The organism is Ensifer sp. (assembly GCF_031989085.1).
Taxonomy (GTDB): Bacteria; Pseudomonadota; Alphaproteobacteria; order Rhizobiales; family Rhizobiaceae; genus Ensifer.
This window is the reverse complement of the sequence record NZ_DALZXU010000009.1, coordinates 137,204-163,522: the sequence shown is the minus strand read 5'-3', so window position 1 is coordinate 163,522 and position 26,319 is coordinate 137,204. Positions and strand designations below refer to the sequence as shown.

The window sequence follows — 26,319 nt, the reverse complement described above, 5'->3', positions numbered from 1 at the left end:
GAAGGTCGGGCGCAAGTCTCTGGACTGAAGGGTCTTTTGACCTGACGGACATCAGTTCGCTGGATTCCGGCACTAGGCCGGAATGAGGGAACACTGAACGAGCTGCTGATTACGCGGCCGTTTCTAACGGTTGGCATCATGCTCAAGGCCGCGCTCCCCAGGGACGCGGCCTTTTGATTGTTCGCTCGAAATGCAATTCGAGTCCGCTGGAATGTGGAGGGGTCTTGGCCTCAGCGCCTGAGCGTCAGCCCGACTCCGACGCGGGTGATGTCGGTGGGGTCGCCGACGTCGCGCGTGGTGCGTTCGTAACTGACGTCGCCCGTCAGCGCGAGGTAGCGGTTGACGTCGTAGGTCAGGCCGGCGCCGGTGCGCCAGGTCGTCTCGTCGGATGAGCGGCTGTCCGACGGATACTTGCGGATGGTCAGGGTGTTGGACAACCGCGCGACGAGATCGGAGCGCATCTCGTGGGTGATGATGTTGATCAGCGTGTAATCGATCGAACCGGAATCGCCCGCCGTCGTCGACGGGTTGAGCCCGGTCGTGAGCCCGAAAAGCACATCGGTGCCGCGTTGGGGTGACCAGTTGATGCGGCCGTCGACGGACAGGCCGCTGACGTCGCTCAAACGGTCGTCCTCGAACCGGTATGTCTCGTAGCCAAGGGCCATCTCGCCGTTGAGCTTTTCGCCGAGGTCGACCTCCAGGCCGCCGCGTGTCGCGTAGCTCTGGTAGGAGCGTTCGAAACCGAGCGTGTCCTTTCGAAGGTCGTAGGTCGATTGTCCGACCGATGCCTCGATGAACGGGATCAGCGCCGGCGACAGCTCGTAGCCGATGCGTCCCGTCAGCGTGCCGCTGTTGCGGTTGCGGTCCTCGACGGAGAGCGTCGTGCCGTTTTCGAGCTCGACGTCGCCATAGGTGCGCCGTTCGAAATCGAGCCCGACCGAGCCGCGGATGAGGCCGAAGTCACGCTCGATCGCAGCACCCAGCCGGTAGGTGTTGACGCCCGATTGGGTCTTGGCATTGGAGATCGCGTTCGGATCGTCGGCGTCCTCGCGCTCGAAGCTGTAGCCCGCCCGCAGGCGCGCCACCGTCTCATCCCAGAGATCGAGGCGCAGTTCCGCGTCGATATCGGCGCGCGGTTCTTCCTCGCCCTCTCCGGAAACATTGCTCTGTATCACGCCGGCGCCGGTGACAGTCAGCTCATGCCGCGACCAGTCCGACGTCAGCGTGCCGCGGATGCCGGTTTCCAGATAGCCGCGGTTCTGCTTGGTATCGCCATCCTTGCGCCATTCGTGGTTCAGCGTCTCGCTGATTTCAGGCCGGAGCGTGAAGGTGCCGATGCGCACACCGATCGCGCGGTTATCGTCGGGATCGATGCGCGTGCGCAATCCGTCGATTGTCGGTTCGCGGCGGTTGAGGCGAATGAGATCCTCATCGGAGGCTGCTGACAGGTCGTCGGCGTTGACCGCACCGGTTGTCTGCGGATCGGCGATTGCCGGGGCAGCGGAGGTGGGGGCAGTGACAACAACGCCTGGGGTGGTCGCGGTCTGGGCCTTGGCCGCAAGCGGGGCGGCCAACGTGGTGCCGGCCAACAGCAACGCCGTCAGCGTAAAACGCCTCGCGTCCTGTCCCGTCGAGCGTAAGTGGTCTGGCACCATCTGCCGTTTGTCCGCAAGCCTGATTGCAATCCTTTCGCAATCGTAAAGCCGCGTGGTTAACCAATCGTTTCCAAACGGAAATTTGGTGTCGTCGGCAGGGTGCGATCAGGCGCTCTCGACCGTCAGATTGCGCCCGTGGCTGGCAACGATGCGCACGCGGGTGCCGGCGGGCAGATCGGGGCCCTCGACGATCCAGATGGTATCATCCAGGCGCACGCGGCCGTGTCCCTCGGCGATCGGCTTTTCAAGCACGGCCGTCCTGCCGACAAGGCTCTGGGCGCGCTGGTTGAGCAACGGTTCGTCCGTCACTCGTGCGGAGGAGGAGACGAAGTGACGGCCGATGAGGACGGAGATGATCGACAGCAGCGCGAAGACGATGAACTGGACCTGCCAGCCCCATACGACCGTGTCCCAGAGCAACAGCGACAATGCGCCGGTAATGAGTGCTGCAATCGCGATCCAGACGAGGAAGACGCCGGGTGCCACGACTTCGGCGGCGAGTAGGACGAGTCCGAGAACCCACCAGCTCCAGGGGCCGAGTTCCAGGATGATGCGCTGGACCATCGCCTACTTTCCTTGCGGTTCGAACGGGCCCGATACCGGGCCGGTGCGCGGTGTCGGCGACTGGCGCTGACGGGGAGCGGGCGACGGGTCGTTTCCGAACACTTCCTTGGCGATCGCGCCAATGCCGCCGAGCGAGCCGATCAGCGCCGACGCCTCCATCGGCATCAGGATGATCTTCTGGTTGTTGGCGGTGCCGATCGAGGCCAGCGCCTCGGTGTATTTCTGGGCGACGAAGTAGTTGATCGCCTGGACATCGCCGGCAGCGATCGCTGCCGATACCATTTGCGTCGCCTTGGCCTCGGCCTCGGCCAGACGCTCGCGTGCCTCGGCGTCGCGGAACGCGGCCTCGCGCTGGCCTTCAGCCTGCAGGATCGCCGACTGCTTGGCGCCCTCGGCACGCAGGATCTGGGCGTTTCTCGAACCTTCGGCTTCCAGCACCTGGGCGCGCTTCTCGCGCTCGGCCTTCATCTGCCGCGCCATGGCGTCGACGAGATCCTTCGGCGGCGCGATGTCCTTCAACTCGACGCGGGTGATCTTGATGCCCCAGGGGTTGGCGGCCTCGTCGACCACGCGCAGCAGCTTGTCGTTGATGGTGTCGCGGTTCGACAGCAGCTCGTCGAGGTCCATCGACCCCATGACCGAACGGATGTTGGTCATGGTCAGATTGAGGATGGCGTTTTCGAGGTTGGCGACCTGGTAGGCGGCCTGGGCGGCGTTCAGCACCTGGTAGAAGGCGACAGCATCGGCCGATACGCTGGCATTGTCCTTGGTGATGACTTCCTGGGTCGGAACGTCAAGCACCTGCTCCATCACGTTCATCCTGGCGCCGATACGGTCAATGAACGGGACGATGATGTTGAGGCCCGGCTCCATCGTCTTGGTATAGCGTCCGAAACGCTCGACCGTATAGCGATAACCCTGCGGCACCGTCTTGATGCCGGCAAAGAGAACCAGCACGACGAGAACCACGAATGCGATAACCGCGATATCCAGTCCGCCCAAAGACAAATCACCCATGCTCACAACCCCTGTTTGAGGTGGCACTCTAACCCAGACGTGGGCGTCGGTCAGTCTATTTCAAGCGGGCGGTTCAAGATTTCCGTTTCAAAGCCAGCCGCTTAGCTCGCGCCGCACCACATGTTCGAGAACGGTCATGCCCTCGGCACTGTCGTTGAGGCAGGGGATATGGGCAAACTTCTCGCCGCCGTTGTGGTGGAAGCTTTCGGCTGCCTGTTCGGCAATCTCCTCGAGCGTTTCCAGACAGTCGGAAACGAAGCCTGGATTGATGACCGCGATGCGCTTGACGCCGTCCTGCGCCAGCTTTTCCACCGTCTTGTCGGTATAGGGCTGCAGCCACTCCTCCGGGCCGAAACGGGACTGGAAGGTCACCTGCAGCTTGTCCTTGGACCAGCCGAGCTTTTCGCGCAGCAGCCGCGCCGTCTTCTGGCACTGGCAATAATAGGGGTCGCCCTTGTCGAAGTAGCTCTTCGGGATGCCGTGGAAGGAGGTGAGCACCACTTCCGGCTCCCAGTCGAGCGTCGCCAGATGGCGCTCGATCGACGTCGCCAGAGCGTCGATATAGACGGGATCGTCATGATAGGGCGGCACGGTGCGCAGCGCCGGCTGCCAGCGCATTTTGAGCAGGGCCTCGAAGGCCTTGTCGTTGACGGTGGCGGTGGTGGCCGCCGCATATTGCGGATAGAGCGGGAACACCAGGATGCGTTCGCATCCGGCCTTCTGCAGCGCTTCCATGCGCGAGGCGATAGACGGCTGGCCATAGCGCATGCCCCAATCCACGACGATATGAGGCTGGTCGGCGAACGCCTCCGCCATCAGGGTCGCCTGGTTGCGCGTATAGGTGCGCAGGTAGCTCTCGTTCAGATCCTTGTTCCAGATCATCTCGTAGGCCTTGCCGACCTTGCCGGGGCGGGTGTTGAGCACGATGCCGTAGAGGATCGGATACCAGAACAGGCGCGACCATTCGATGACGCGGCGGTCGCTCAGGAACTCCTTGAGATAGCGGCGCATCGACGTGTAGTCGGTGCCATCAGGCGTGCCGAGATTGACCAGGAGAACGCCGACCTTCCCGGATTTGACGGAAGGGTGGTTGGCGGGGGTGGTCGTGGCAAGCTTATCGGTCATCTCGGTCCTCGTCGGCCCCGTTCAATCGGAGCACTGCCTTCGGTTTCAAATCCTTCTAAAAAGAAAAGCCGGCGCGGGGAAGCCCGCGCCGGCTCTGAAAGTAGAGGCAAATTGTCTTACTTTGCCGGAATCTCCAGTTCGGTGCCGACATGGAGGTGCCGCGGAGCCGGCTTGCCGTTGGCCGCCGAGATCTTTGCCCAGAGGGCGCCGTCGCCGTAGAACGTCTTGGCGAGATCCCAGAGCGTGTCGCCCTTGGCGATGACGTGCTTCTGCGGCCCGGAGGCCGGCGTGGCGGCAGCTGCGTCTGCTGCCGGCTTGGCTTCCGTTGCCGGTGCTTCAGTCGTGGCTCCTGCGGCAGCAGCCACTTCGGTGATGCGGCCGTCGGTGTAGGGCTTGAACGGCTGGTGTGCGGCGAGGTAGTCGGCAAGAACGGTTTCGAGACCCGGACCGTAGTCATAGGCATTCTCGCCCTTGGTCTTGAATACGTCGTAGCCGTCGCCGCCGTTGCGCATGTAGTTGTTGGTGACGAGCGAGTAGGTCTTGGCCGGATCGAGCGGGCCGTAGGCCGCGCCATCCTTAACCTCGACCGAGACGACACGGCTGCCGACCGGCTTCGAGCGGTCGAACGAGTATTTCAGGCCCGCGACCTGCGGGAAGCGGCCGCCGGCCTCTTCGAGCTTGCTGAGACCATTTTCCAGCGCCTCGCGGATGCCGTCGCCCTTGATCTGGAAGGTGGCGACGGTGTTCTGGAACGGCAGAACGGTGATCGCTTCGCCCATCGACACGTCGCCGGCATCGATCGAGGCGCGCAGGCCGCCGCCATTGGTGATGGCGATCGTCACGCCCTGGCCCTTGACGCGGTCGAGCATGGCGTCGGCCACCAGGCTGCCCATTTCGCATTCCTTGGCGCGGCAATTGTCACGCGAACCGTCGATCGGCGCCTCGGTCTTGCCGATGATCTTGGAACGCAGTTCTTCGATCGGCTTGGCGAGTTCGGCGACGCGGGTCAGCACAGACTGATCCGGCTTGATCGAGCTGTCGACCAGGATCGGGTCGCCCTTGGCAGCCTTGACCACGCCCTTGTCGTCGAAGGTGACGACGAGATCGCCGAGATATTTCGAGTAGGAACCGGCCTGGACAACCGGGACCTTGTAGCCGCCCGGGTTGTCGACCATCGTCGGGTAGGGGCCTTCGGCCTTTTCGTCGGTGTTGGACAGCAGGCTGTGCGAATGGCCGCCGACGACGACGTCGACATCGGGGATCTTGGCGATCGCGGCGAGGTCGCGCGGGTAGCCGACATGGGTGAGCGCAATGATCTTGTCGACGCCCTGCTTCTTCAGCTCTTCGACGGCGGCGGTTGTGGTCGCGACGTCGTCGCCGATCAGGATATCCGGGCCGGGGGAGGAAAGCTCGGGCGTGTCGTTGGCGACCGCGCCGACGATGCCGACCTTCTGGCCGCCCAGGTCGAGCACGATCGACGGCTTGATGCGGTCGCCGATCTTGGACTTGTGGCTCGGCAGGACGTTGGCGGTAACGACGGGGAACTGGATCTTGTCGAGGAAGCCGGCAAGGCCATCTTCCGCCTCGTCGAATTCGTGGTTGCCGACGGTCATCGCGTCGAACTTCATCAGGTTCAGGAATTCGGCTTCAGCCAGGCCCTTGTAGGTGGTGAAGAACAGCGATCCCTGGAAGTTGTCGCCAGCGTTCAAAAGCAGCACGTTCTTGCCAGAGAGGTCCTGGCGTTTCTGGTCGATCAGGGATTTCAGGCGGGCGACGCCACCGAAGCACTCGTTCTTGCCTTCCTCCTCAGCCGAGCAGGTCGAATCGAACTTGTTGATCGATTCGATGCGGGAGTGGAGATCGTTGATGTGCAGGATGTTCAGTTCATAATCGGCGAAGGCTGCGCCCGAGGAAAGGGCGAAAATGGACGCGGTCATCAGGCCGGTCCGCATGTGTCTGATCATGATGTTCTCCTGTTTTGCCTGTTGTCTTCCGGCCGGCTGCAGACCTGTGTCACGGATCCCGTCCCCCCGACCGGGGTGGCTTTGCCGGAGCGGATGTTTTCATCACTTCGACGCGACTTCAAGCGCTAAAACCATCCTCCGGTTGTCTGATTTGTAACTAGGGTTAAGTCATACAAATTCAACAAAAAAAGCCCCCTTGCGGGGGCTTCGATCCATTGCCGGAAATTGCTTTCAGCCGCGACGCGCCAGCGAGAACTGGGCACCGGCATCTGTGGTGCAATTGAGCTGGTTTGTCGTCACCAGAGCGCAATTGACCTTGGATTGGGTGTTGCGAACCAGCGAGGTCATGTTGATCTCGACCAGCGTCGGGCTGAGCTTGACGTAGTTGCCCGATGCCAGGAGCTGGTTGCTGTCGGTGGTGCGGGTCGAGAAGGTCCCTCCAGCGAAAGTCGACACGATGCCGTTCGGATCCGACCAGGCGCCTTCGACACCAGCTGCCTGGCGTGCGGGCGGTGCCCCTCCGACCTCCCGGGGCGACGACTGGCAGGAGGCCAGAGCCGCGGCGGTCGCGACAACGGTCAGAATTGCGAATGGCTTCATTGGCGATTTCCCTCGCTAGGTGCCGAGCGTCCGTTTCGTTTCGCCGAACCATGCCGCGATCAAGAGTTGAAAGCAAGAGCGGTCGGGCGAGCACGCCGGGCTTTTCCCATATGGACAAAAAAGCCCGGGGCAGAAATGCCCCGGGCTGGATGTATCGCGATGTCAGCAGCTTAGCGAACGAGGATGTTCTTGAACTGCCAGGGATCCTTGGTGTCGATGTCTTCCGGGAACAGGCCCGGGCGACCGTCGAGAGGGGTCCAGTCGGTGTAGTGGCCTTCGACCGGGCCGAGATAGGGCAGCTGCACTTCGAGGCAGCGCTTGTAGTCCACCTCGTCGGCTTCGACGATGCCGGCCTTCGGGTTTTCGATCGCCCAGACCATGCCGGCGAGAACGGCCGAGGTGACCTGCAGGCCGGTGGCGTTCTGGTAGGGGGCTATGCGGCGGGTTTCTTCCAGCGACAGGCGCGAGCCGAACCAGTAGGCGTTCTTGTCGTGGCCGTAGAGCAGGACGCCGAGTTCGTCGACGCCTTCAACGAGTTCCTTCTCGTCGAGGACGTGATGGACCGGCTGCGCATTGCCGCCATTGCCGAACATTTCGTGCAGCGAGAGCACCGCGTCGTTGGCCGGATGGTAGGCATAGTGGCAGGTCGGGCGATAGGTGACTTCGCCGTCCTTGTCGCGCACGGTGAAGAAGTCGGCGATCGAGATCGACTCGTTGTGGGTCACGAGGAAGCCGTATTGCGGGCCGGGTGTCGGGCACCAGCTGCGCACGCGGGTGTTGGCGCCCGGCTGCTCCAGATAGATCGCTGCCTTGCAGCCCTTCTTGTGCTTCTTGGCGTTCTTCGGCATCCAGTTCTCGTGGGTGCCCCAGCCGAGTTCGGCCGGCTGCAGACCTTCGGAGATGAAGCCTTCGACCGACCAGGTGTTCCAGAAGACGTTAAGCGGCTTCGGCTTCTTGGTCAGCTGGGTGTCGCGCTCGGCGATGTGAATGCCCTTGACGCCGACCTTCTTCATCAGCTTCGCCCAGCCTTCGCGGTCGTCCTGATGCGGCTCTTCAAACTTGACGCCGAGATCGTTGGCAAGATTCAGAAGGCCCTGCTTGACGAACCACGAGACCATGCCCGGGTTGGCGCCGCAGGTCGAAACGGCCGTGGTGCCGCCCGGGTTCTTTTCCTTTTCCTTGCGCAGCGTTTCGCGCAGGGCGTAGTTGGTGCGCGATGCGTTGTCCATTTCGGCATCGAAGTAGAAGCCGAGCCACGGCTCGACGACGGTGTCGATGTAGAGGACGTCGAGCTTGCGGCACATCTTGATCAGATCCACCGAGCCGGTGTCGACCGACAGGTTGACGCAGAAGCCCTGGCCTTCGCCTTCGGTCAGGAGCGGCTTCAAAAGCTCCTTGTAGTTGTCCTTCGTCACGTGGGCGCGAACGTGACGCACGCCGTGGCGCTCGAAGATCTCGTTGTCGGCTGCATCCTCACGCGGCTCGATCACAATCAACCGGTTCTTGTCGTATTTGAAGTGGCGCTCGATCAGCGGCAAGGTGCCGCGGCCGATCGAACCGAAGCCGATCATGACGATCGGGCCGGTGATCTCGCCGTAAACCGGATAGTTGGTGTCTGCCATTTTGGTCTTACTCCTGAGGAAACTTTCCCTGAGACGATGTTGAATAACGCGGCTCGCGCCGTTTGATAGGCCCTAGAGCACAGATTGCTGTCACAATAAAGGGCCGGCCGGTCAACGCTAATATGCGATTTTGTTTAACCAGCGATGGAAACAAGCGCCGAAATGAGCGCGTCACGCTTGCTGACCAGGCCCTTATAGGCCGCCTGCTGCAGGTCGAGCGCGCGCAATTGCTCGATGAACGAAAGCGCCAGGGCGGCCGCGTCCGCCCGCTGTCGCAGCAGCGCCAGGGGATCGGAGTAGATGCGGATCGTGAAGACGATCGCGCCGGTTTCGGGCAGTTTTCGCAGCGTCTGGCGCTCGATGCGGATGAAGGCGCTCTCTTCGGTCAGATCGATGGCGGCGGCCGAGACACCTTCGGATTTCGACTTCGGCAGATGCAGCGAACCGTCGACATTGACGGCCCAGTTGAAGCGCTCGACGAAGCGGCCGGGCGGCAGGTTGTCGAACATGCGGGCAATGAGCTCGGCATTGCGGGTGCCGTGTTCGAAGCCGGGAACAGGCGCGTGGATCTCGTCCATCGTGCGTCCGAATTTCTCGGCGAGCGACCAGGACGAGGGAAAGGCGATAAAGGCGGCGCCAAGGCGCCAGCCGCGAACGCTGCGCTGCATGATCGCCAGATCGTCCTGAATGAGCGAGCCGGCAACGACCAGCGCCTCGTCGCCCGATAGCGCCACGCGCCTCCCGCCGACCAGCATCGCATCGCCATCGCGATGGTAGAGTTCGGGATAGCGTGCCGGCAGGTACGCGCAGAGGGTCTGCAGGACCTCCTTCTGTGCCTGCTGCGTGTCGTCTTCTGCAACGAAGACGGCGTCGCGGGAGCGCGCCAGCAAATGGGCCTTCTGGTCGAGATAGTGCTGCAATTGGTCGTCCGGCTCGATCCAGCGATCGGGGTCGAGTTGTGCGAGGCCGATGGTGAAGGGCTTGGAGGAGCCGTCGTAGGGCGTGTGTTTCATGCGCGATGACCGGATCATTCTCGCGATTTAACCATATTCCCTTTCGTTTCGCATGGGCCGAAGCTTGTCACAAGCTCTTCGTGCTATAGCTTTGTTACAATCAACCGCCACGCGCCATGATTGTTGGTTCCTTGCCCGAAATGGAGGCGTTGCAGACTGAACGTGACCGGCGACCACATAAAGACCCTGATGGGCCTGCAGGCCCAAACGCCCGTGCTGATGGCGCTCTACGACCAGCACGATCGGCTGCAATTTGCCAACGAGGCTTTTCGCGCCGCTTACTTCGTTGGCGCCGACGAGACGCCGACCTGGGCGGAGATCATCCGGCGCAACCATGCGGCCGGTCGCGGAACGGTAATTTCGACCGACGACATCGAAGGCTGGATAGCCTCGACGATCAATCGGCGCGGCAAGATCCCGTTTCGCACGGTGGAGACCGACCTGCATGACGGCCGCTGGCTGTGGATGACGGAAACCGTCGATGCCAAGGGATGCATGCTGTGTGTTGCCGTCGACATCACCACCGTCCGTGTCGAGGAGCGGGCGCTGCGCCAGGATCGGGATTTCGCACTCAGGGCCTCGCAGGTCGACGAGCTGACCAACGTCCCCAATCGGCGCCACACCATGGGACGCCTCGGCGAGTTTATCGCCAATTGCGCCCAGAACCCGCATATGTGGGGATGCGTCGCGATCATCGACATCGACTACTTCAAGGCGATCAACGATCGCTACGGCCACCATCAAGGCGATGAGGTCCTGCTCGACTTCGCCCGCCAGATGCAGGAATTCGTGCGCCGCTCCGATTGCTTTGGCCGCATCGGCGGCGAAGAGTTCATGCTGATCCTGCCCGACACCACGATCAGCGAAGGCAACATGATCCTCGACCGTCTGCTCGACAAGGTGCGCAGCGCCAGGCCGCTCGCCAGCATTCCGGAGTTCTACTACACCTGCTCGGTGGGGCTTGCCGAATATCGCGAAGGCGATGGCGTCAAGGACATCTATGCCCGCGCCGACGAGGCGCTCTACCTTGCCAAGCGCGACGGGCGCGACCGGGTGAAACGCTATACCCTGCCGGGCTCAGACCCGGAGCTTCGCCCGGATCAGGCCCCGTAGCGAATTGCCGACATAGAGATCGCCTTTTGCCAGGTCGTCCGGAGAAAGCCGGGCGACGCGCGCCCGCCGCTGGCAGATGAGTTCGGTCCTGAGCACACCGGCCAGAAGTCCGCAGGCGATCGGCGGCGTCTTCAGGAAGCCGCTGCCGTCGTCGAGGAAAATCGAGGTGATTGTTCCTTCGCAGACTTCGCCTTTTTCGTTGAGGAGAAGCACCTCGTCGACCTCGGCTGACGGGAATTCGGCGCGCGCCGTCTCATAGACGCTGCGCCGCGTCGTCTTGACCCGCAAGAGTTTGTCTTCGGACGAAAGCCGTGTCTCGGCGAGACCCACGCGCCAGACCGCGTCTGCGGAAAGCGGCGCAAAGGCTGCCGTGGTCACGGCGATGGCGCCCTGCCGGTCAAGCGTCAGTCGGATCCGAAGGGGGCCAGCCGCACCCGCGACGGCCTTTTGCAGTTCCTCTTGCGCCCGCTCGGCGCCGCCAAAGCCCAGTCTGCGTGCCGATCTCTTCAGCCGGGCGAGGTGCAGCCGCAAGCGCACGAAACCGGCATCGGGCTCGTAGCGCAGGGTCTCGATCAGCGAGAAATCCGTCATCGGGCGATCTCGGCGTCGCCAAGGGCAAAGCGCGCCTTGAGCAGGCATTCGTCATATTCCGACTGGGCGCCGGAATCAAAGACGATGCCACCGCCGACATTGAACACGGCCTCGCCATCGGCAAACAGCGAGATGGTGCGGATCGCGACGCTGAAGCGCATGACCCCGCCAGGCGCGATGAAGCCGATCGCACCGCAATAGGCGTCGCGCGGGCCGTCTTCCAGATCGTGCAGGATCTCCATCGCCCGTATCTTCGGCGCGCCGGTGATCGAGCCGCAAGGGAAGAGGGCTGCAAAGATGTCCGTGATGCCGACTTCGGGTCGCAGCTTGGCCCTGACGTGGCTCACCATCTGGTGCACGGTCGGGTAGGTCTCGATGTCGAAGAGCCTGGGCACGTCGAGCGTTCCGACCTCGGTGATGCGCGAGATGTCGTTGCGCAGCAGGTCGACGATCATGCGGTTTTCGGCTTGCGTCTTCTCGTCGGCGCGCATGGCCGCGATGATGTCGGCATCTTCCTGCGTCGACCTGCCGCGTTTTGCCGTGCCCTTCATCGGGTGCGTCTCGATCCACCTGTCGGCATCGACCCGGAAGAAGAGCTCGGGCGAGCGCGAGACGAGAATGGGGCCGTCGAGCGCGACAAGGGCGCCATACTTGACCGGTTGGCGCTCGATCAGCGACCAGAAGGCGGCGCGAGGATCGCCGGACCAGCGCGCCCGGATCGGCATCGTCAGGTTTGCCTGGTAACAATCGCCCTGGCGCAGGTGCTGATGCAGCCGCTCGAACCGCTGGCGATAGGTCGGAAAATCCCAGGCGGCGCGCGGATTGGCGAGAAAGGGTTCGTTCTCGATCCGTCGTTGCGGCTCGGCAAGCGGATGGTCGTCGCTCGGCGCGTCGAAGATGCCGAAGGACATCAACGGCGTTTCGCGTCCCTCCTTCGCGAAGGCGCTCAGCTTCTCCTCGAACAGATGGCCGGCCTCGTAGGCCATGTATCCGGCAATCCATTTGCCGGCCGCATGGGCCCGTTCAAGTTCGGCAAGGCCGCGGTGGAACTCGGCCTTGGTGCGCGCCGTGACGACGCGCTCCGGTTGGGCGAAAACCGTGGTCCGGTTTTCGCTGTCGTCCCGGAAAAGCACATAGGGTGCGTTTTCGTTCATCGATGCCGCTTTGCTGCCAGCCTGCCCAATGATCGAGAGCGGGCTCGGCCCGCGCCGGATCACGCCTTATCAAGCGCCTCGAGTTCGTCGATAAGCCCTTCGATCATCGACAGGCCCTGTGCCCAGAACGACGGATCGGTGGCGTCGAGGCCGAACGGAGCCAGCAATTCCGAATGATGCTTCGTGCCGCCCGCTTTCAGGAGTTCGAAGTACTTCTGCTGGAACCCCGTCTCGGCATTCTGGTAGACGGCATAAAGCGAGTTCACCAGGCAATCGCCGAAAGCATAGGCATAGACGTAGAATGGCGAGTGGATGAAGTGGGGGATGTAGGCCCAGTAGGTCTCGTAGCCCTCGGAGACCCGGATCGCCGGGCCGAAGCTTTCCGCCTGCACCGACAGCCAGAGATTGCCGATATCGTCCGCGGTCAGTTCGCCGTCCTTGCGCGCCGTGTGCAGCTTGCGCTCGAACTCGTAGAACGCGATCTGGCGAACGACCGTGTTGATCATGTCCTCGACCTTCTGGGCGAGCATCGCCTTGCGCTCGCGCTTGTCCTTCGTCCGGTCGAGAAGGGCGCGGAAGGTCAGCATTTCACCGAAGACCGATGCGGTTTCGGCGAGGGTCAGCGGCGTCGAGGCCATCAGCGCGCCCTGGCCGCCAGCGAGCACCTGGTGCACGCCGTGGCCGAGTTCGTGGGCAAGCGTCATCACGTCGCGCGGCTTGCCCATATAGTTGACGAGGACGTAGGGGTGGGCCGAGGGCACTGTGGGGTGGGCGAAGGCGCCTGGCGCCTTGCCGGGACGAACCGGCGCATCGATCCAGCTGTCGTCGAAGAAGCGACGGGCGATCGCGGCCATTTCCGGATCGAAGGCATGGTAGGCCGAAAGCACGGTGTCCTTGGCTTCGTTCCAGGAGATCAGCGCGTTCGGCGTTTCCGGCAGCGGCGCATTGCGATCCCAGAAATCCATCTGTTCCATGCCGAGCCACTTTGCCTTCATCGCGTAATAGCGGTGCGAGAGGCGCGGATAGGCTGATTTCACCGCTTCCGCCAGCGCATCGACGACCTCGCGCTCGACGCGGTTGGCAAGGTGGCGGCTGTCGGCGATATCCTCGAAACCGCGCCAGCGGTCGGAGATTTCCTTGTCCTTGGCGAGCGTGTTGGTGATCAGCGTGAAGGTGCGGATGTTGGCCTTGAAGGTTTCGGCCAGCGCCATCGCCGCCTTTCTGCGCACCTCGGTCGAGGGATCCTGCAAAAGGTTCAGCGCCATTTCGAGCGGCATCGTCTCGCCATCGATGACAAAGGTCAGCGACGCCATGGTCTCGTCGAACAGGCGGTTGAAGGCGGCGGCCCCGGTCATCGATTTTTCGAGGAACAGCTGCTCGAGCTTGTCGTCGAGCTGGTAGGGCTTGTCCTTGCGCAGGTCGAGAAGCCAGGGCCGGTAATGGGCGGCCAGGCTGTCGTTGGCAAGCGCTGCGTCGATCACGCCATCGTCGATGCGGTTGAGCTCGAGCGAGAAGAACAGGAGATGGGCCGACATGTCGGTCAGCTTCGATTGCACGTCGCCATAGAGCTTGCCATTTTCCGGCTTCGAGGTGTCGGAGAAATAGGTGAGGCCGGCAAAGGACGCGATGCGTCCCATAACGTCTTCCAGCGCCTCGAACTCCTTCACGGCGGCACCGATGCCGTCGTTGCCGCTCTTTGTCGCGGCGTCGGCAAGCTTGCCTTTCCACCTTGTTTCGAACGCGACCGCATCCGCTTCGGCCTTCTTCATGTCGGAGCGGAATTCCTCCGAATTCGCGGACGGGTAGAGGTCCTCCAGCCGCCAGGAGGGCAGATCGCCGAGCGCGGCGGCGGCACCTGCTGCGGGGCCGGCAGCAGCGCGCACGACGGTTTTCTCGGGAGCGAAGGTGTGGAGGGTCATCGTCGGATTTCTCATGTTCGTGACAGGAAGAGGCAAGCGATACGGGTTCCATTGCTATCGCCGCCAATGGATAAAATGCAAGCATTTCTCAAAACATGATGTTCAGCCCTTTATGGCACAGATGCCTGACGTGATTTGGCACATGACGTTGGCCAAAAGTACCGCGTGTCCAAAGCAGGAGGCTTCCGTGACATCACACATTCTTGTCATCGATGACGATCCGGTGCAGCGCCGGTTGCTGACCAACATGATCGAGCGTCTCGGTCACGTTGCGCATCTCGCCGACAACGGCCGCAGCGGCCTGGAGCTGCTCGAGCGCAAGGGCGGCATCATCAACGTCATCCTTCTCGACCTGCTGATGCCGGAAATGAACGGTCACGGCTTTCTGGAAGCGCTGGCGGAACGGGGCGTCGATACGCCCGTCATCGTGCAGACGGGGCAGGGCGGCATCGAGACCGTGGTGCATGCGATGCAGGCCGGGGCGTTCGACTTCCTGGTCAAGCCGGTTTCGCCGGAACGGCTGTCGGTGGCGCTCGGCAACGCGCTGAAGATGGCGAGCCGTGACGGCAAGGTAAAGACCTCCCGTCGTCCGCGCGGCGGTGCCGTCGGCTTCGAAGACGTGGTGTCGGCGAGCCCGGCGATGATCCGGGTGATCGATCTTGCCCGCCGGGCCGCGCAGTCCAACATTCCGATCGTGCTCGAAGGCGAGTCCGGCGTCGGCAAGGAAATGGTCGCCCGCGCCATCCAGTCGGCCAGCGACCGCTCGGGCAAGCCGTTCATTACCGTCAACTGTGGCGCCATCCCCCACAATCTGGTCGAGAGCATTCTCTTCGGCCACGAGAAGGGCGCGTTTACCGGCGCGACGGAAAAACACAGCGGCAAGTTCGTCGATGCCGACGGCGGCACGCTCTTCCTCGACGAGATCGGCGACCTGCCGCTCGAAGTCCAGGTGAAGCTGTTGCGCGCCGTCCAGCAAGGCGAGATCGAAACGATCGGCGCGCGCCATCCGCACCGGGTCAACGTTCGGCTGATCTCAGCCACCAACAAGGACCTGATCAACGAGGTGCGCGAGGGCCGCTTCCGCGAGGACCTCTATTACCGCCTCAACGTCTTCCCGATCACCATTCCGGCGTTGCGCCGGCGCAAGGAGGACATTCCGGTTCTCGTGCGCTCCTTCGTCGACCGCTTTGCGTCCGAGCAGCGGCTCAGCACGCCGCTGACCGTATCGGGCGGCGCGATGGCCCTGCTGACCGCCTATGACTGGCCGGGCAATATCCGCCAGCTGGAAAATGCGATCTTCCGCGCCGTGGTGCTTGCGGAAGGCCATGAGCTGACGGTCAAGGATTTCCCGCAGATCGCCACCCAGATCCCCGGCTACGTCGTCTCCGACCGCACCGGCTTTTCCTGGGGCGATGCCGGGCCCGAGCGGCCGGCCGCTGCCGTCGACCCGGCCGCAAGCGTCTATCCGGATTTTGCCAGCACGGCCAAATCCATGGAAACCGAGGGCACGCATGATGGCCGCATGGAGAACGCGATTGCCAGCGTCGACGAGGGCGGAGACGTGCGCAAACTGGCCGAAGTGGAGGAGGAACTGATTCGTTTCGCGCTGAAATTCTACCGGGGCCAGATGAGCCAGGTGGCGCGCAAGCTCGGCATCGGCCGGTCGACGCTCTACCGAAAGCTCAAGGATTACGGCATCGATCCCGACAATCCCCTGCGAGAGGCGGCATAAAATCGACGCATTCACGATTCATTAGCCGTGCAATTGGATCGCCGCCGTTTAGACCTTGTTAGTGAAGTGTTCACTATATTATAAGGGGCGGTGACGACTGTGGCATATATGCCATGCTGTCACCTTATTTGACAGTCATCTGAGACAGCGAAGCACGGTTGTCCGTCGGACGGGGATTGAATGCCAAATTTGTTCGGTTTTAAGAAGCCTCTCGGCTCCTTAGCTAGCAGACTCTGCTCGGCGATGACCCGTAAGGTACCGCAGGTTCTGACGTCGATCGTCCTTGCGGTGTCGCTGGTTACGCCTGGCATGGCGCCTCCCGTCGAGGCCGCCGGCCAGACGCGGACGCTCAAGCTCTATTTCATCCATACGCAGGAAAAGGCGCAGATCACCTACAAGCGCAACGGTCGCTATGACCCGAAGGGCCTGCAGCAGATCAACCGCTTCCTGCGCGACTGGCGTCGCAACGAGCCGACGAAGATGGATCCGCGCCTGCTCGATCTGGTGTGGGAAGTCTATACCAAGAGCGGTTCGCGCGATTACATCCACGTCGTTTCGGCCTACCGTTCGCCTGCCACCAACGGCATGCTGCGCTCGCGCTCCAAGGGCGTTGCCAAGAAGAGCCAGCACATGCTCGGCAAGGCGATGGACTTCTACATTCCCGACGTCAAGCTGAAGACGGTGCGGGAAATCGGCATGAAATTCGAGGTTGGCGGCGTCGGCTATTACCCGACATCGGGCTCGCCGTTCGTGCACATGGATGTCGGCGGCGTTCGCGCCTGGCCGCGCATGAGCCGCAACGAACTCGCCCGTCTTTTCCCCGACGGCAAGACCATGCACGTCCCCTCCGACGGCAAGCCGCTTCCGGGCTATAACCAGGCCGTGGCCGACTACAAGCGTCGCGTTGGTGCCTCGGCAATGGAAGTTGCCGGCGGTGGCGCCAAGGCTGGCGATGCCGAGAGTGGCAAGCGCCGCGGCAACCTGTTCGCGATGCTCTTCGGCGCCGGCGGCGACGAGGATGAAGAACCCTCGGCAATCGCAGCCGGTCCGGGCTCCGACGACGAGGGTGGCGCAGCGCCTGCCAAGGTGCAGACGGCGTCTGCCCCGGCAGCTCAGGAAGCGTTGCCTGGTGTCGCCGGCTCTGTCGCGACCGAGCAGCAGCCGACGGTTGCCGCCGATCAAAATATCAATGCGCCGGTCCCGGCCGTTCGCCCCGCCTTCAAGGATCCGACTGGAAACGGTGGCGTAGCGGTTGCGCTGGTTGCACCGCAGCAGAACCCGGCCCAGGAAGCGCTTGCGGCTGCCCTGCCGCAGACGCCGGAAATGCCGAGCGAATTTGCCGATCTGGCTTCCATGAAGGTGCCGGTCCCGCAGATGCTTGATCGCGGGACTGCGAATGCCGCCGCCGGCGAAACGCTTGTCGCCTCGGTCGATCCGCTGGCAACAGACATGCAGGCGCTCGGCTTCGTGCCGGTGCCGGCCATGCGCCCGGCTGGCGAAGCGGCCCTTGCTGCCGTCGCAGACGCCAAGGTCGCCGTTCCAGCCTTTGCAGAACGCCCGGTCATGGCCTCGGCCGTGCCGCCGCGCGACACCGCAGCCCAGGCATCGACGCGCGTCGCTCTGGCCGCGCCGACAGAAACTGAGCGCCAGCCTGCCCGCCAGCCGGTGGAAATGGCCGCCTATGCACCGCAGGCGTCGACCAATGCTCGTGCCAACGCCTTTGACAGCGCCTTGGCCACCGAGGCTGAAGCGCCGGCCAAGGGTGGTCGTCCGAAGAAGCACGATGCCGAAGCCGCGACCCGTTCGTCGGTTCGCACAGAGCCGAAGCTGACGCAGAAGATCATCTCCGAATGGGCGCTTTCGGCCGGCCGGGTCGCCACGCTTTCCAAGCCGGTGAAGGCTCCGCGCTTCGTCTCCAAGACGCTGCGCACCGCGCCGACGACCGTCTATGCCGCAGGCTTCAACAGCACTGCAGGCTCGTCGGTCGATACTGCCCGCTTCAGCGGCTCCGCTGTGAATTTCATGGAAGTGAAGAAGTTCAGCACCAACTGAGCTTTGCGCATCTGGAACGCTTCCGACACAACCGGGAGCGGGCCGTTCCTGGAAATGCTCTACGATCAACAAAAAACCCGCCGGCGAGACCGGCGGGTTTTTTGTTGTCTATTGCGGAGAGACTATTCGTCTTCGGCCGCGGCCGGGATCATGCCGAGCGCCTGCAGGTAGGTGTCCAGGATCGCTTCCTGCTCCATGCGCTCGTCGGCGTCCTGCTTGCGGATGGAAATGACCTTGCGCAAGATCTTGGCATCGAAGCCGGTGGACTTGGCTTCGCCGTAGACGTCCTTGATGTCGTCGGCGATGGTCTTCTTTTCTTCTTCCAGGCGCTCGATCCGTTCGATGAAAGCGCGGAGTTGGTCGCGTGCGACGCCGTGTGCATCCGACATGGTCTTCTCCTTTTGCGGGGAATGAAATTCTTGGGTGCCGTGACGTGCCGCGAACGGCGGCCAAGGTCAAGGGCCATTGCGCAACAACACGGGCATTTCCGTGGCAGTCGGCCGGCGCAAAGCCACGTCGCGCGAAATTGTTGGGCGGATTGGCGATGACGACATGCACAAAAACAACAGCTTAAAGCGCGGCAACCGAATTCCAGCAATCGCCGCGCGTTTCAAGCCCTATTCTTTCGGGCGATTGACCTCAAAGGCGGCTTTTTGCTCGCTCGAGGCTTCCTTCTGGTGCAAGGCTCGCCATTCTTCATAGGGCATGCCGTAGACGATCTCGCGGGATTGCTCCTTGTCGAGGGGCACGCCGGCCTCGTTGGCCGCTTCGCGATACCAATTGGACAGACAGTTGCGGCAGAAGCCGGCCAGGTTCATCAGGTCGATGTTCTGCACGTCGCTGCGTTCACGCAGGTGCTGGGTGAGGCGCCGGAAGGCGGCGGCCTCGAAGGCGGTGATCTGGTCCGCAGTAAGATCGGTCATGACCGTGGTTCCTCGTCTCAGTTGTCGTAGGCGCCGGTGCGCGAGGGGTGGCGCTGGTAGCGGTGCAATTCGGGGCGTGCATTGAGACCGGCAAGAACAGGGGCCAGCCGATCCGTCCATGCGGCAATACCGGCCTCGTCGGAGATCAGGTCCTGCCGAACTTCGATCAGCGCGTGGGGAATGCCCGGCGCCATGCAGTGGCGGAACATCGTATCCCCGCGCAAGGCGCCGTCATAGGGCTCGTTGTTGCCGACGACGATGTCGCCCGGTGCCTCGAGCTTCTCGATCAGCGGCAGGACGGCACGCGGGTCGTTGTCCCAAAGCACGGCCGCATGCCAGGGGCGGGCAATGCCTTTCCAGGCGGGCGTGAAGGAATGGATGGAAATGACCAGCGGCGCGCCACCGGACGCTGCCGCACATCGCTCCAGCGTCTCGGCCACCGCGTGGTGATAGGGGCGGTGGAAACGGTTTAGCCGGTTGTCCCATTCCTCGCCGGTGATCGGGTGATTTGCCGGGATGATCGCGCCGTCGGAGATCTTCATGATCAGCGTCGGATCGTCCTCGCCGCGATTGGGGTCGATCAGGAGGCGCGAAAAGCAGCCGAGCACGGCCGGTGCATCGAGCGCGGCCGAGAGCCGGCGAACGAGATGTTCGACGCCGATGTCATAGGCGATATGCCGCTGGAAGGCGGCTTCCGGCAGGCCGAGGCTACCATATTCGGCCGGCAGGCGGTTCATGGCGTGATCGGCGAGCAGGACCAGGCCGGTTGTGGGGTTGGCTTCGATAACCTCATAGGGCGAATAGGGTTGCATGCCGTTCCAGTCAGCTTTCGGTCGGTGTTCTTTTTGATTGCACGCGTCGGCGACATTCACAAGAAAAACGCAACTGTATTGCGCAATCGGCACGCAATCAGCGCGATGTAATCGATTAGAGTTGCGTTGACTTTCCGGGCTGGCCGTCGCAAGAAAGGCCACACAAATCAAAACGGAGTTCCCTTGGAAACCGTGTCCAGATATCCATTTTCCAAAGCGAAGCCGGGGCTGTCGACATTGGGGGGGATCCTCCTGTTTTCGCTGGCAATTTCAGGCTCATTTTTGTTCGCTGGCGAGGCCCGCGCAGATTTTCGCGTCTGCAACGGAACGCAAAACCTGGTCGGCGTGGCGATCGGTTACCGGGCCAAGGAGGGCTGGGTTACCGAGGGTTGGTGGCAGGTTCCCGCCACCTCCTGCGCGACCCTGATCGAGGGCGAACTTCAATCGCGATACTATTATCTCTACGCTGAAGATGCGGCCCGCGGCGGCCGCTGGACCGGCGACGTCAACATGTGCGTCGCCGAAAACGAATTCAAGATCTCGGGCGTGCAGGACTGCTTCGCCCGCGGCTTCCAGCGGATGGGATTCAAGGAATACGACACGGGGCGGCAAGGAAGCTGGATGGTTCAGCTTTCGGAAACGCCCGGCACGCAGGAAAGCCAGAATTGATGAAGCGGAACAGAAAAGTCAAAATCCTCGCCACGCTCGGACCGGCGTCCTCCGACGAGCAGATGATCCAGAAGCTTCACGAGGCGGGGGCCGATCTGTTCCGTATCAACATGAGCCACGCGAGCCACGAGGTGATGCGCACGCTGGTGCAGCGCATCCGTGCGGTTGAAGCGCGCTGTGGTCGGCCGATCGGCATTCTCGGCGACCTTCAGGGTCCGAAGCTGCGCGTCGGCAAGTTTGCCGAAGGCAAGGTCGAGCTCAAGGTCGGCCAGACCTTTACCCTCGACAACAAGGACGAGCCGGGCGACAGCACCCGCGTGTTCCTGCCGCACCCGGAAATCCTCGAAGCGGTCAAGCCCGGCCATCGCCTGCTGATCGACGACGGCAAGCTGCACCTGCGCGCTGAAAAGACCGACGGCAAGAGCATCGTCACGACGGTGGTTGCCGGCACCAGGATTTCCGACCGCAAGGGTGTCAGCCTGCCCGACACGCTGCTGGCTGTCGGCGTTCTGACCGACAAGGACCGCTCCGACCTCGACGCCGTTCTGGCGACGGGCGAATTCGACTGGGTGGCGCTGTCCTTCGTCCAGCGTCCGGAGGATCTGGCCGAGGTTCGCAAGATCGCCCGTGGCCGCGTCGGCCTGATGTCCAAGATCGAGAAGCCGCAGGCGCTGGAGCGGATCGACGAGATCATCGAGTTGTCCGACGCGCTGATGGTGGCGCGTGGCGACCTTGGTGTCGAAATGCCGCTCGAATCCGTGCCGGGCCTGCAGAAGCAGCTGACGCGCGCATGTCGCCGCGCCGGCAAGCCGGTGGTCGTTGCCACCCAGATGCTGGAATCGATGATCTCCGCACCGGTCCCGACGCGCGCCGAAGTCTCCGACGTGGCGACCGCCGTGTTCGAAGGCGCCGACGCGATCATGCTGTCGGCGGAATCGGCCTCCGGTGACTATCCGGTCGAAGCCGTCTCGACCATGGCGTCGATCGCCAGCAACGTCGAGCGCGACCCGCACTATTCCAGCATCATCTACGCGCAGCGCACCCCGCCCGAGGCAACCGGTGCCGACGCGATTTCGCTCGCTGCCCACCAGATCGCCGAGACGCTCCGGCTGTCGGCAATCGTCTGCTACACGTCATCCGGCACGACCGGCCTTCGCGCCGCCCGCGAGCGCCCGCAGGTCCCGATCATCGCGCTGTCGCCGATCGTGCAGACGGCCCGTCGCCTTTCGGTCGTCTGGGGCCTGCACTGCGTCGTCACCGAGGACGCGACCGATCTGGACGACATGGTCAATCGCGCCTGCCGCATCGTCGCCCATGAGGGCTTCGGCAAGCCCGGCGAACGCGTCATCATCTCGGCCGGCGTGCCGCTCGGAACCCCGGGCGCAACCAACATGCTGCGCATCGCCTATATCGGCTCGGATGGCCTTAGCGGCATCTGATCTAACGAGCCTCTTTCGGTTGCATGATAAGGCGGGCCTCGGCCCGCCTTGTTATTTTGTCGAGGTCGGTGGGGTGGCCGGAGAGCTTCTCGACCGCCGCCACGACGACATCGGTGACGACGTAATCTGGCTTGTGGCCAAGGTTGCCGATCCAAAGCAGTTGCGCTCCGGCGATGTCGCGCGCCAGGCCGCGTGAGTGGATGTCGGCGAGCACGATATCGTCGCTGTCGCCGCTGACGATGATCGTCGGGGCGGCGATCTCGCCGTATCGCGGTGCAACCTCGCTGACATATGCGTGCAGATTGGCGACATCGACCGCGTTGTTGCGAAAGGCGAGCGGTCTCAGCACCAGATGCGGCGCCGTCTTGTCGACGTAATCGTCAGGCCGGCGGTTGGGATAGAAGACCGAGCGCGTGCCGCTTTCGATCCGCCGGAGGCCAATCGGCGCTGCCAGCGTGTGCGCAAACAACCATCCGACATAGGGAAGCGCCGTCCAGCGGTAATACCAGTCGATGCCTCCGGGCCAGGGGTGGGTGGCGGGCGCGAGCAGAATGAGCCCGGCGGCCTTTTCCGGATGACGCAGCGCGAAGCTCGCGGCAATCGCACCGCCGAAGGAGTGTGCGACGATGATCGCCCGCGCCATGCCTCGCTTGTCCATGAGCTTGGCAATTGCGTCTGCCTGGCCGTCGGGACGGTCGTTTTCCCGCCCGCCGCGCTCCGAATAGCCGTGGCCCGGTCGGTCGACGAAAAGCATTTCCGCCCTGCCGCCGAAGGCTGGAGCAAAAGCGTGCATCTGGTCGAGCAGGTTGCCGCTGGCGCCATGGATGAAGACGAGGGGCGCGAGGTCCGCGCCGGCCGTCGCCGGCAGGTGGACGCTGTTCATGCGGAAGCCGCCGACGTCGATCAGTTCGCCCGCATTCGGGAACCGGGCGCTGATGTGGCGCGCACTGCGCAGGCTGTAGGCAATGCCTGCGAGGGTCAGAGCGACGATGAACAGAACGGCTAGAACCATTGTCTCGGCGGATCCTCTTGCTCGGCGGCTTAGGGGTTCAGGTGACGGCTGTCGCAGCCATCAGGCTCATGCAGAGCCATCGTGGCCAGATTTCGTCGACGGCGCGATGACGGGCGAGAATAAACGCCGGCAGGGACCGTCGGCCTCGCCCCTGCCGTAGCGGCGATCCTGCTGGCCGGTGATCGGAACGGGAGGGGCGCCGAACTGATCGGCAATGATGTCGACGATGCGGTCGCCGCATTCGACCCGTGCGTGGCTCTGCCAGCCGGCGCTCGCGCAAAAGCTGAACGGACCGAATTCAGGGCCGTCGGGAGACAGGCGCGACGCGCGACGGTAACAGGCTCGTACGGCTGCAGGTCCATCGCGAAGGGGCAGGGGGTGCATCAAAGATCCGGCCACGATCCTGTTCGAGCCAGACCGGCTCGATGAACCGACGCGCGGCCACGGCAAGGCTCAGGATCGCCGGGGGATGCGGAAGGCATCCGGCGACTTTACGTCTTGCTGCCGGCGAGCTTCTCGGTCAGCTCGCCCATTTGCTCCTGTGCCTTGCGGTCGGCGGGATAGATCGCCAGGAACTGCTCCCAGGCGCGCAGCGCCAGCTCGTCCTTGCCGGCCGAGCCGAGAATGGCGGCCATGCCGGCGAGCGCGCCGAAGTGGCGCGGCTCCAGCGACAGGACGTGATTTATGTCCGACATCGACTTGCGATAGTTGCCCATGGTGTAGTGCAGCGTCGCACGGCGGTTCCAGCCTTCGACGTAGCTGGGCGCGAGGGTGATCACCTGGTCGAGGATATCGAGGGCGGCCGCCTGCTTGTTGTCGGTGATCGACTTGTCGGCCCATTGCATCAGCAGATTGACCGTGGCGCTGCCGGAATCCTGCCATTCCATGCGGATCTGGTTGGCCAGTTCACGCGCCTTGTCGGCGTCCCGTTCCTTTTTCAGGTCGGCGAACAGAGTGTCCAGTCGCTGCTTGGGCGTGGTGAGGCTGGCGGCCTCCGTTTGCGGTGTCGCCTCTGCGGCGAGAGCAAGGGTGCCGGCTCCAGTCGAAGCGGCGAGGAGGGCGGAACACGCCAGAATCAGGGGTACAAAAACTCGCATGGCGAGCATGTTAGCTCGCCACGGAATAGTTTCAAAATCAATTCTGGGACATCGCCGAAGCGAGGTCGAAACAGAAGCCGGTCGGGCCTCAGCCCTGACGTGCCTTGAAGCGCGGGTTCTGCTTGTTGATGATGTACATGCGGCCCTTGCGACGAACCAGACGGTTTTCGCGGTGGCGGGTCTTCAGCGACTTGAGCGAATTCTTGATCTTCATTTTCCTGATCCGCAGGTTTCGGGGAAACAAAATTCGCCCGGTATTTCTAACAATCAAAAGCGCGCCATTCAGCGCGCTCCATAAGGTGGGATGGCAAATACCGTGTCACCCCAGTTGTGTCAACCGCAAGAGGCCGGATTTTGGCGCCTTGCCCCGCATTTCTGTGGCCTTGAGGCTCAGGTGAGGCGGGTGATGTGACCCATCTTGCGCCCCGGTCGCGCTTCCGTCTTGCCGTAGAGATGGACCAGAACGTTGTCCTTGGCAAGCCAGGCGGGCACATCCTCGATGTCGTCGCCGATCAGGTTCTGCAGCACGCAGTCGGAGTGGCGCACGGGATTGCCGAGCGGCAGGCCGGCGACGGCGCGGATGTGCTGCTCGAATTGCGAGACGATGCAGGCGGCTTCCGTCCAGTGGCCGGAATTGTGCACGCGGGGCGCCATTTCGTTGGCAACCAGACTGCCGTCGGCCAGAACGAAGTACTCGACGCCGATGACGCCGACATAGCCGAGCGCATCGAGGATGGCCTTGGCCGCGGCGTGCGCGGTGTCTCGGGTCGCGGCGCCGATTTCGGCAGGGACGGTCGAGGTGTGGAGGATGCCGTTGCGATGGACGTTTTCCGCCGGATCGTAGCAGGCGACCGTTCCATCGGTCGAGCGGGCGGCGATAACCGAGATTTCCCGTTCGAACGGTACGAAACTTTCCAGGATCAGCGGCACCGACCCGAGCGCTTCGAAAGCGCCCTGCGGGCTGTCGTCACCGGACCGGAACACGCGCTGGCCCTTGCCGTCGTAGCCAAGGCGCCGGGTCTTCAGCACGCCGGAGCCGCCGAAGTCGGCGAGGGCGGCTTCCAGATCGGCCTGGCTGTCGATGGCGTGGAAGCGGGCGGTGGCGATGCCGCTGTCGTTGAGGAAGCGTTTTTCGACGAGGCGGTCCTGGGCGGCTTCCAGCGCTTTCGGCGGCGGGAAGACCGGCCTGTCGAGGGCAAGCCGCTCGGCGGCAGCGACCGGCACGTTCTCGAATTCGTAGGTGACGATATCGCAGGCTGCAGCCAGCGCATCGAGGGCGCGCTCGTCGTCATAGGCGGCGACGATCTGCTCGTTGGCCACCTGCGCTGCGGGGCAGTCGGGCTGTGGCTCGAGAATGACGGTGCGGAAATTCAGCCGTGCGGCGGCCATGGCCAGCATGCGGGCGAGCTGGCCGCCACCAATGATGCCGATGGTGGTCATGCGTCGTCTACCGGATACTCCGCGACGGCAACGGTCTGCTGCTCGCGCCAGTCGTCGAGGCGGTCGGCCAGGTCGTTGTCGCTGAGCGCCAGCACGGCTGCTGCCAGCAGTGCCGCGTTGACCGCGCCGGCGCGGCCGATGGCCAACGTCCCAACGGGAATTCCGGCCGGCATCTGCACGATCGACAGCAGGCTGTCCTGGCCGGACAGCGCCTTCGACTGCACCGGCACGCCGAAGACCGGCAGCGGCGTCATCGAGGCGCACATGCCCGGCAGATGGGCAGCGCCGCCGGCGCCGGCGATGATGACCTTGAAGCCTTCGTCGCGCGCGCCCTTGGCGAAGCTGACGAGCCGGTCGGGCGTGCGGTGCGCGGAGACGATGCGGGCTTCATAGGCGATGTCGAGCGCGTCGAGCGTGTCGGCGGCGTTCTTCATCGTCTCCCAGTCGGACTGGCTGCCCATGATGATGGCGACGGGTGGGGTCGTGGTGTCGAGCACGTCTTTGATGTTCCGCTTCAGGCGATAATGTCGGGAATGATCTGGTCTTCGATCTTGGTAATCTTGTCCTTGATGACCAGCTTCTTCTTTTTCATGCGCTGGACTCTCAGCGCATCGCAGCCGGTCTGGATCATGGCGTTGATGGCGGCATCATAGTCTTCATGTTCCTGCCTCAGCCGCGCGGCGGTCAATCTGAGTTCGGCCTGGTCCTGGTCCGGCATGCAAAGCGATCCCCATCAGCCCGGTTGCGAAGTCCTCCTCGAACCGGAATTTCATGCGCCGCTCTATCACATCTTGGGCGGTAACGGG

The 26,319-nt window shown here is 63.2% G+C and carries 25 protein-coding genes and 1 pseudogene; 5 read left to right on the top strand and 21 right to left on the bottom strand.

Annotation, left to right across the window (positions count from 1 at the left end; genetic code table 11):
• Positions 1-230 precede the first annotated feature (230 nt).
• From RTP54_RS26935 to RTP54_RS26900, 8 genes are all read right to left on the bottom strand, one after another.
• On the bottom strand, positions 231-1,655 hold the full coding sequence (locus RTP54_RS26935; protein ID WP_312366798.1) for an outer membrane beta-barrel protein: 1,425 nt from the start codon (positions 1,653-1,655) through the stop codon (positions 231-233).
• A gap of 105 nt (positions 1,656-1,760) precedes the next feature.
• Positions 1,761-2,219 carry an NfeD family protein gene (locus RTP54_RS26930; RefSeq protein WP_112817087.1) on the bottom strand — a complete coding sequence of 153 codons (459 nt, stop codon included), beginning with the start codon at positions 2,217-2,219 and terminating at the stop codon, positions 1,761-1,763.
• A 3-nt stretch (positions 2,220-2,222) separates the two neighbouring features.
• Positions 2,223-3,221 (bottom strand): SPFH domain-containing protein, encoded by a 999-nt coding sequence (locus RTP54_RS26925; RefSeq protein WP_312366929.1) that lies wholly within the window; start codon positions 3,219-3,221, stop codon positions 2,223-2,225.
• A gap of 102 nt (positions 3,222-3,323) precedes the next feature.
• On the bottom strand, positions 3,324-4,361 hold the full coding sequence (gene hemH, locus RTP54_RS26920) for a ferrochelatase (protein WP_112817085.1): 1,038 nt from the start codon (positions 4,359-4,361) through the stop codon (positions 3,324-3,326).
• 116 nt (positions 4,362-4,477) lie between these two features.
• The gene (locus RTP54_RS26915) at positions 4,478-6,325 is read right to left on the bottom strand and encodes a 5'-nucleotidase C-terminal domain-containing protein (RefSeq protein WP_312366795.1); all 1,848 of its coding nucleotides are present in this window, start codon (positions 6,323-6,325) and stop codon (positions 4,478-4,480) included.
• 231 nt (positions 6,326-6,556) lie between these two features.
• Positions 6,557-6,925, bottom strand: coding sequence for an outer membrane lipoprotein Omp10 (gene omp10 / locus RTP54_RS26910; RefSeq protein WP_112807469.1), 369 nt, complete (start codon positions 6,923-6,925; stop codon positions 6,557-6,559).
• 170 nt (positions 6,926-7,095) lie between these two features.
• Positions 7,096-8,547 carry a homospermidine synthase gene (locus RTP54_RS26905; RefSeq protein ID WP_112817083.1) on the bottom strand — a complete coding sequence of 484 codons (1,452 nt, stop codon included), beginning with the start codon at positions 8,545-8,547 and terminating at the stop codon, positions 7,096-7,098.
• Positions 8,548-8,681: 134 nt separating this feature from the next.
• Positions 8,682-9,560, bottom strand: a complete 879-nt coding sequence (locus tag RTP54_RS26900; RefSeq protein ID WP_409517219.1) for a heme-dependent oxidative N-demethylase family protein — start codon at positions 9,558-9,560, stop codon at positions 8,682-8,684.
• Between the two features lie 162 nt (positions 9,561-9,722).
• On the opposite strand from RTP54_RS26900, the gene RTP54_RS26895 reads away from it, so the two are divergent.
• The gene (locus tag RTP54_RS26895; protein ID WP_162703347.1) at positions 9,723-10,673 is read left to right on the top strand and encodes a GGDEF domain-containing protein; all 951 of its coding nucleotides are present in this window, start codon (positions 9,723-9,725) and stop codon (positions 10,671-10,673) included.
• Here RTP54_RS26895 and RTP54_RS26890 read toward each other — a convergent pair.
• From RTP54_RS26890 to RTP54_RS26880, 3 genes are read right to left on the bottom strand one after another with little or no spacing between them, the layout of a single operon-like run.
• The gene (locus tag RTP54_RS26890; protein ID WP_312366784.1) at positions 10,638-11,264 is read right to left on the bottom strand and encodes an aminotransferase class IV family protein; all 627 of its coding nucleotides are present in this window, start codon (positions 11,262-11,264) and stop codon (positions 10,638-10,640) included. The two genes, RTP54_RS26895 and RTP54_RS26890, sit on opposite strands and share 36 nt — an antisense overlap.
• The gene (locus tag RTP54_RS26885) at positions 11,261-12,418 is read right to left on the bottom strand and encodes an aminodeoxychorismate synthase component I (RefSeq protein WP_312366782.1); all 1,158 of its coding nucleotides are present in this window, start codon (positions 12,416-12,418) and stop codon (positions 11,261-11,263) included. Before RTP54_RS26885 ends, RTP54_RS26890 begins: the two co-directional genes overlap by 4 nt.
• A gap of 59 nt (positions 12,419-12,477) precedes the next feature.
• Positions 12,478-14,337 carry a M3 family oligoendopeptidase gene (locus RTP54_RS26880; protein WP_312366780.1) on the bottom strand — a complete coding sequence of 620 codons (1,860 nt, stop codon included), beginning with the start codon at positions 14,335-14,337 and terminating at the stop codon, positions 12,478-12,480.
• A gap of 135 nt (positions 14,338-14,472) precedes the next feature.
• On the opposite strand from RTP54_RS26880, the pseudogene RTP54_RS26875 reads away from it, so the two are divergent.
• Positions 14,473-16,069: pseudogene (locus tag RTP54_RS26875) on the top strand (sigma-54-dependent transcriptional regulator).
• 180 nt (positions 16,070-16,249) lie between these two features.
• A complete protein-coding gene (locus RTP54_RS26870) occupies positions 16,250-18,121 on the top strand; it encodes a DUF882 domain-containing protein (protein ID WP_112807459.1) in 1,872 nt (623 codons plus the stop codon).
• 122 nt (positions 18,122-18,243) lie between these two features.
• Here the strand turns inward: RTP54_RS26870 and RTP54_RS26865 are convergent, their stop codons facing one another.
• The 3 genes from RTP54_RS26865 to RTP54_RS26855 form a co-directional block, all read right to left on the bottom strand.
• The gene (locus RTP54_RS26865; RefSeq protein ID WP_112807457.1) at positions 18,244-18,510 is read right to left on the bottom strand and encodes a DUF2312 domain-containing protein; all 267 of its coding nucleotides are present in this window, start codon (positions 18,508-18,510) and stop codon (positions 18,244-18,246) included.
• A 228-nt stretch (positions 18,511-18,738) separates the two neighbouring features.
• Positions 18,739-19,044 (bottom strand): DUF1244 domain-containing protein, encoded by a 306-nt coding sequence (locus RTP54_RS26860; RefSeq protein ID WP_112807455.1) that lies wholly within the window; start codon positions 19,042-19,044, stop codon positions 18,739-18,741.
• A gap of 17 nt (positions 19,045-19,061) precedes the next feature.
• Entirely contained in the window at positions 19,062-19,856 is a 795-nt protein-coding gene (locus RTP54_RS26855; protein ID WP_112807453.1) for an N-formylglutamate amidohydrolase, read from the bottom strand.
• A gap of 192 nt (positions 19,857-20,048) precedes the next feature.
• On the opposite strand from RTP54_RS26855, the gene RTP54_RS26850 reads away from it, so the two are divergent.
• Together RTP54_RS26850 and pyk are read left to right on the top strand one after the other, a co-directional pair.
• Positions 20,049-20,525, top strand: coding sequence for a DUF1036 domain-containing protein (locus RTP54_RS26850; protein WP_112807674.1), 477 nt, complete (start codon positions 20,049-20,051; stop codon positions 20,523-20,525).
• On the top strand, positions 20,525-21,964 hold the full coding sequence (gene pyk, locus RTP54_RS26845) for a pyruvate kinase (protein WP_112807451.1): 1,440 nt from the start codon (positions 20,525-20,527) through the stop codon (positions 21,962-21,964). The genes RTP54_RS26850 and pyk overlap by 1 nt, the downstream gene beginning before the upstream one ends.
• Position 21,965: 1 nt before the next feature.
• Here pyk and RTP54_RS26840 read toward each other — a convergent pair whose 3' ends face one another.
• The 7 genes from RTP54_RS26840 to RTP54_RS26810 all read right to left on the bottom strand — a co-directional run bounded on the left by RTP54_RS26840 (position 21,966) and on the right by RTP54_RS26810 (position 26,231).
• Positions 21,966-22,976 carry an alpha/beta hydrolase gene (locus RTP54_RS26840; RefSeq protein WP_312366774.1) on the bottom strand — a complete coding sequence of 337 codons (1,011 nt, stop codon included), beginning with the start codon at positions 22,974-22,976 and terminating at the stop codon, positions 21,966-21,968.
• A 66-nt stretch (positions 22,977-23,042) separates the two neighbouring features.
• Positions 23,043-23,360 (bottom strand): hypothetical protein, encoded by a 318-nt coding sequence (locus RTP54_RS26835; protein ID WP_312366773.1) that lies wholly within the window; start codon positions 23,358-23,360, stop codon positions 23,043-23,045.
• 107 nt (positions 23,361-23,467) lie between these two features.
• Complete coding sequence (locus RTP54_RS26830; protein ID WP_112807445.1) at positions 23,468-24,082, bottom strand: hypothetical protein; 615 nt, start codon at positions 24,080-24,082, stop codon at positions 23,468-23,470.
• 79 nt (positions 24,083-24,161) lie between these two features.
• The gene (gene ykgO, locus RTP54_RS26825) at positions 24,162-24,287 is read right to left on the bottom strand and encodes a type B 50S ribosomal protein L36 (protein WP_053249625.1); all 126 of its coding nucleotides are present in this window, start codon (positions 24,285-24,287) and stop codon (positions 24,162-24,164) included.
• Positions 24,288-24,463: 176 nt separating this feature from the next.
• Positions 24,464-25,513, bottom strand: coding sequence for a 5-(carboxyamino)imidazole ribonucleotide synthase (locus RTP54_RS26820; RefSeq protein WP_312366771.1), 1,050 nt, complete (start codon positions 25,511-25,513; stop codon positions 24,464-24,466).
• Positions 25,510-25,974, bottom strand: coding sequence for a 5-(carboxyamino)imidazole ribonucleotide mutase (gene purE, locus RTP54_RS26815; protein ID WP_038576471.1), 465 nt, complete (start codon positions 25,972-25,974; stop codon positions 25,510-25,512). Before purE ends, RTP54_RS26820 begins: the two co-directional genes overlap by 4 nt.
• Before the next feature lie 53 nt (positions 25,975-26,027).
• Positions 26,028-26,231 (bottom strand): YdcH family protein, encoded by a 204-nt coding sequence (locus tag RTP54_RS26810; protein ID WP_077500646.1) that lies wholly within the window; start codon positions 26,229-26,231, stop codon positions 26,028-26,030.
• Between the last annotated feature and the right edge of the window lie 88 nt (positions 26,232-26,319).

Coding starts and splice junctions, on each gene's coding strand:
- hemH (WP_112817085.1), bottom strand. CDS start 4,361: ATGACCGATAAGCTTGCCACGACCACCCCCGCCAACCACCCTTCCGTC.
- RTP54_RS26830 (WP_112807445.1), bottom strand. CDS start 24,082: ATGCTCGCCATGCGAGTTTTTGTACCCCTGATTCTGGCGTGTTCCGCC.
- RTP54_RS26880 (WP_312366780.1), bottom strand. CDS start 14,337: ATGACCCTCCACACCTTCGCTCCCGAGAAAACCGTCGTGCGCGCTGCT.
- ykgO (WP_053249625.1), bottom strand. CDS start 24,287: ATGAAGATCAAGAATTCGCTCAAGTCGCTGAAGACCCGCCACCGCGAA.
- RTP54_RS26865 (WP_112807457.1), bottom strand. CDS start 18,510: ATGTCGGATGCACACGGCGTCGCACGCGACCAACTCCGCGCTTTCATC.
- RTP54_RS26840 (WP_312366774.1), bottom strand. CDS start 22,976: ATGGTTCTAGCCGTTCTGTTCATCGTCGCTCTGACCCTCGCAGGCATT.
- RTP54_RS26935 (WP_312366798.1), bottom strand. CDS start 1,655: ATGGTGCCAGACCACTTACGCTCGACGGGACAGGACGCGAGGCGTTTT.
- RTP54_RS26810 (WP_077500646.1), bottom strand. CDS start 26,231: ATGCCGGACCAGGACCAGGCCGAACTCAGATTGACCGCCGCGCGGCTG.
- RTP54_RS26860 (WP_112807455.1), bottom strand. CDS start 19,044: ATGACCGATCTTACTGCGGACCAGATCACCGCCTTCGAGGCCGCCGCC.
- RTP54_RS26915 (WP_312366795.1), bottom strand. CDS start 6,325: ATGATCAGACACATGCGGACCGGCCTGATGACCGCGTCCATTTTCGCC.
- RTP54_RS26885 (WP_312366782.1), bottom strand. CDS start 12,418: ATGAACGAAAACGCACCCTATGTGCTTTTCCGGGACGACAGCGAAAAC.
- RTP54_RS26855 (WP_112807453.1), bottom strand. CDS start 19,856: ATGCAACCCTATTCGCCCTATGAGGTTATCGAAGCCAACCCCACAACC.
- RTP54_RS26930 (WP_112817087.1), bottom strand. CDS start 2,219: ATGGTCCAGCGCATCATCCTGGAACTCGGCCCCTGGAGCTGGTGGGTT.
- RTP54_RS26870 (WP_112807459.1), top strand. CDS start 16,250: ATGCCAAATTTGTTCGGTTTTAAGAAGCCTCTCGGCTCCTTAGCTAGC.
- RTP54_RS26835 (WP_312366773.1), bottom strand. CDS start 23,360: ATGCACCCCCTGCCCCTTCGCGATGGACCTGCAGCCGTACGAGCCTGT.
- RTP54_RS26900 (WP_409517219.1), bottom strand. CDS start 9,560: ATGAAACACACGCCCTACGACGGCTCCTCCAAGCCCTTCACCATCGGC.
- omp10 (WP_112807469.1), bottom strand. CDS start 6,925: ATGAAGCCATTCGCAATTCTGACCGTTGTCGCGACCGCCGCGGCTCTG.
- RTP54_RS26820 (WP_312366771.1), bottom strand. CDS start 25,513: ATGACCACCATCGGCATCATTGGTGGCGGCCAGCTCGCCCGCATGCTG.
- pyk (WP_112807451.1), top strand. CDS start 20,525: ATGAAGCGGAACAGAAAAGTCAAAATCCTCGCCACGCTCGGACCGGCG.
- RTP54_RS26890 (WP_312366784.1), bottom strand. CDS start 11,264: ATGACGGATTTCTCGCTGATCGAGACCCTGCGCTACGAGCCCGATGCC.
- RTP54_RS26905 (WP_112817083.1), bottom strand. CDS start 8,547: ATGGCAGACACCAACTATCCGGTTTACGGCGAGATCACCGGCCCGATC.
- purE (WP_038576471.1), bottom strand. CDS start 25,974: ATGGGCAGCCAGTCCGACTGGGAGACGATGAAGAACGCCGCCGACACG.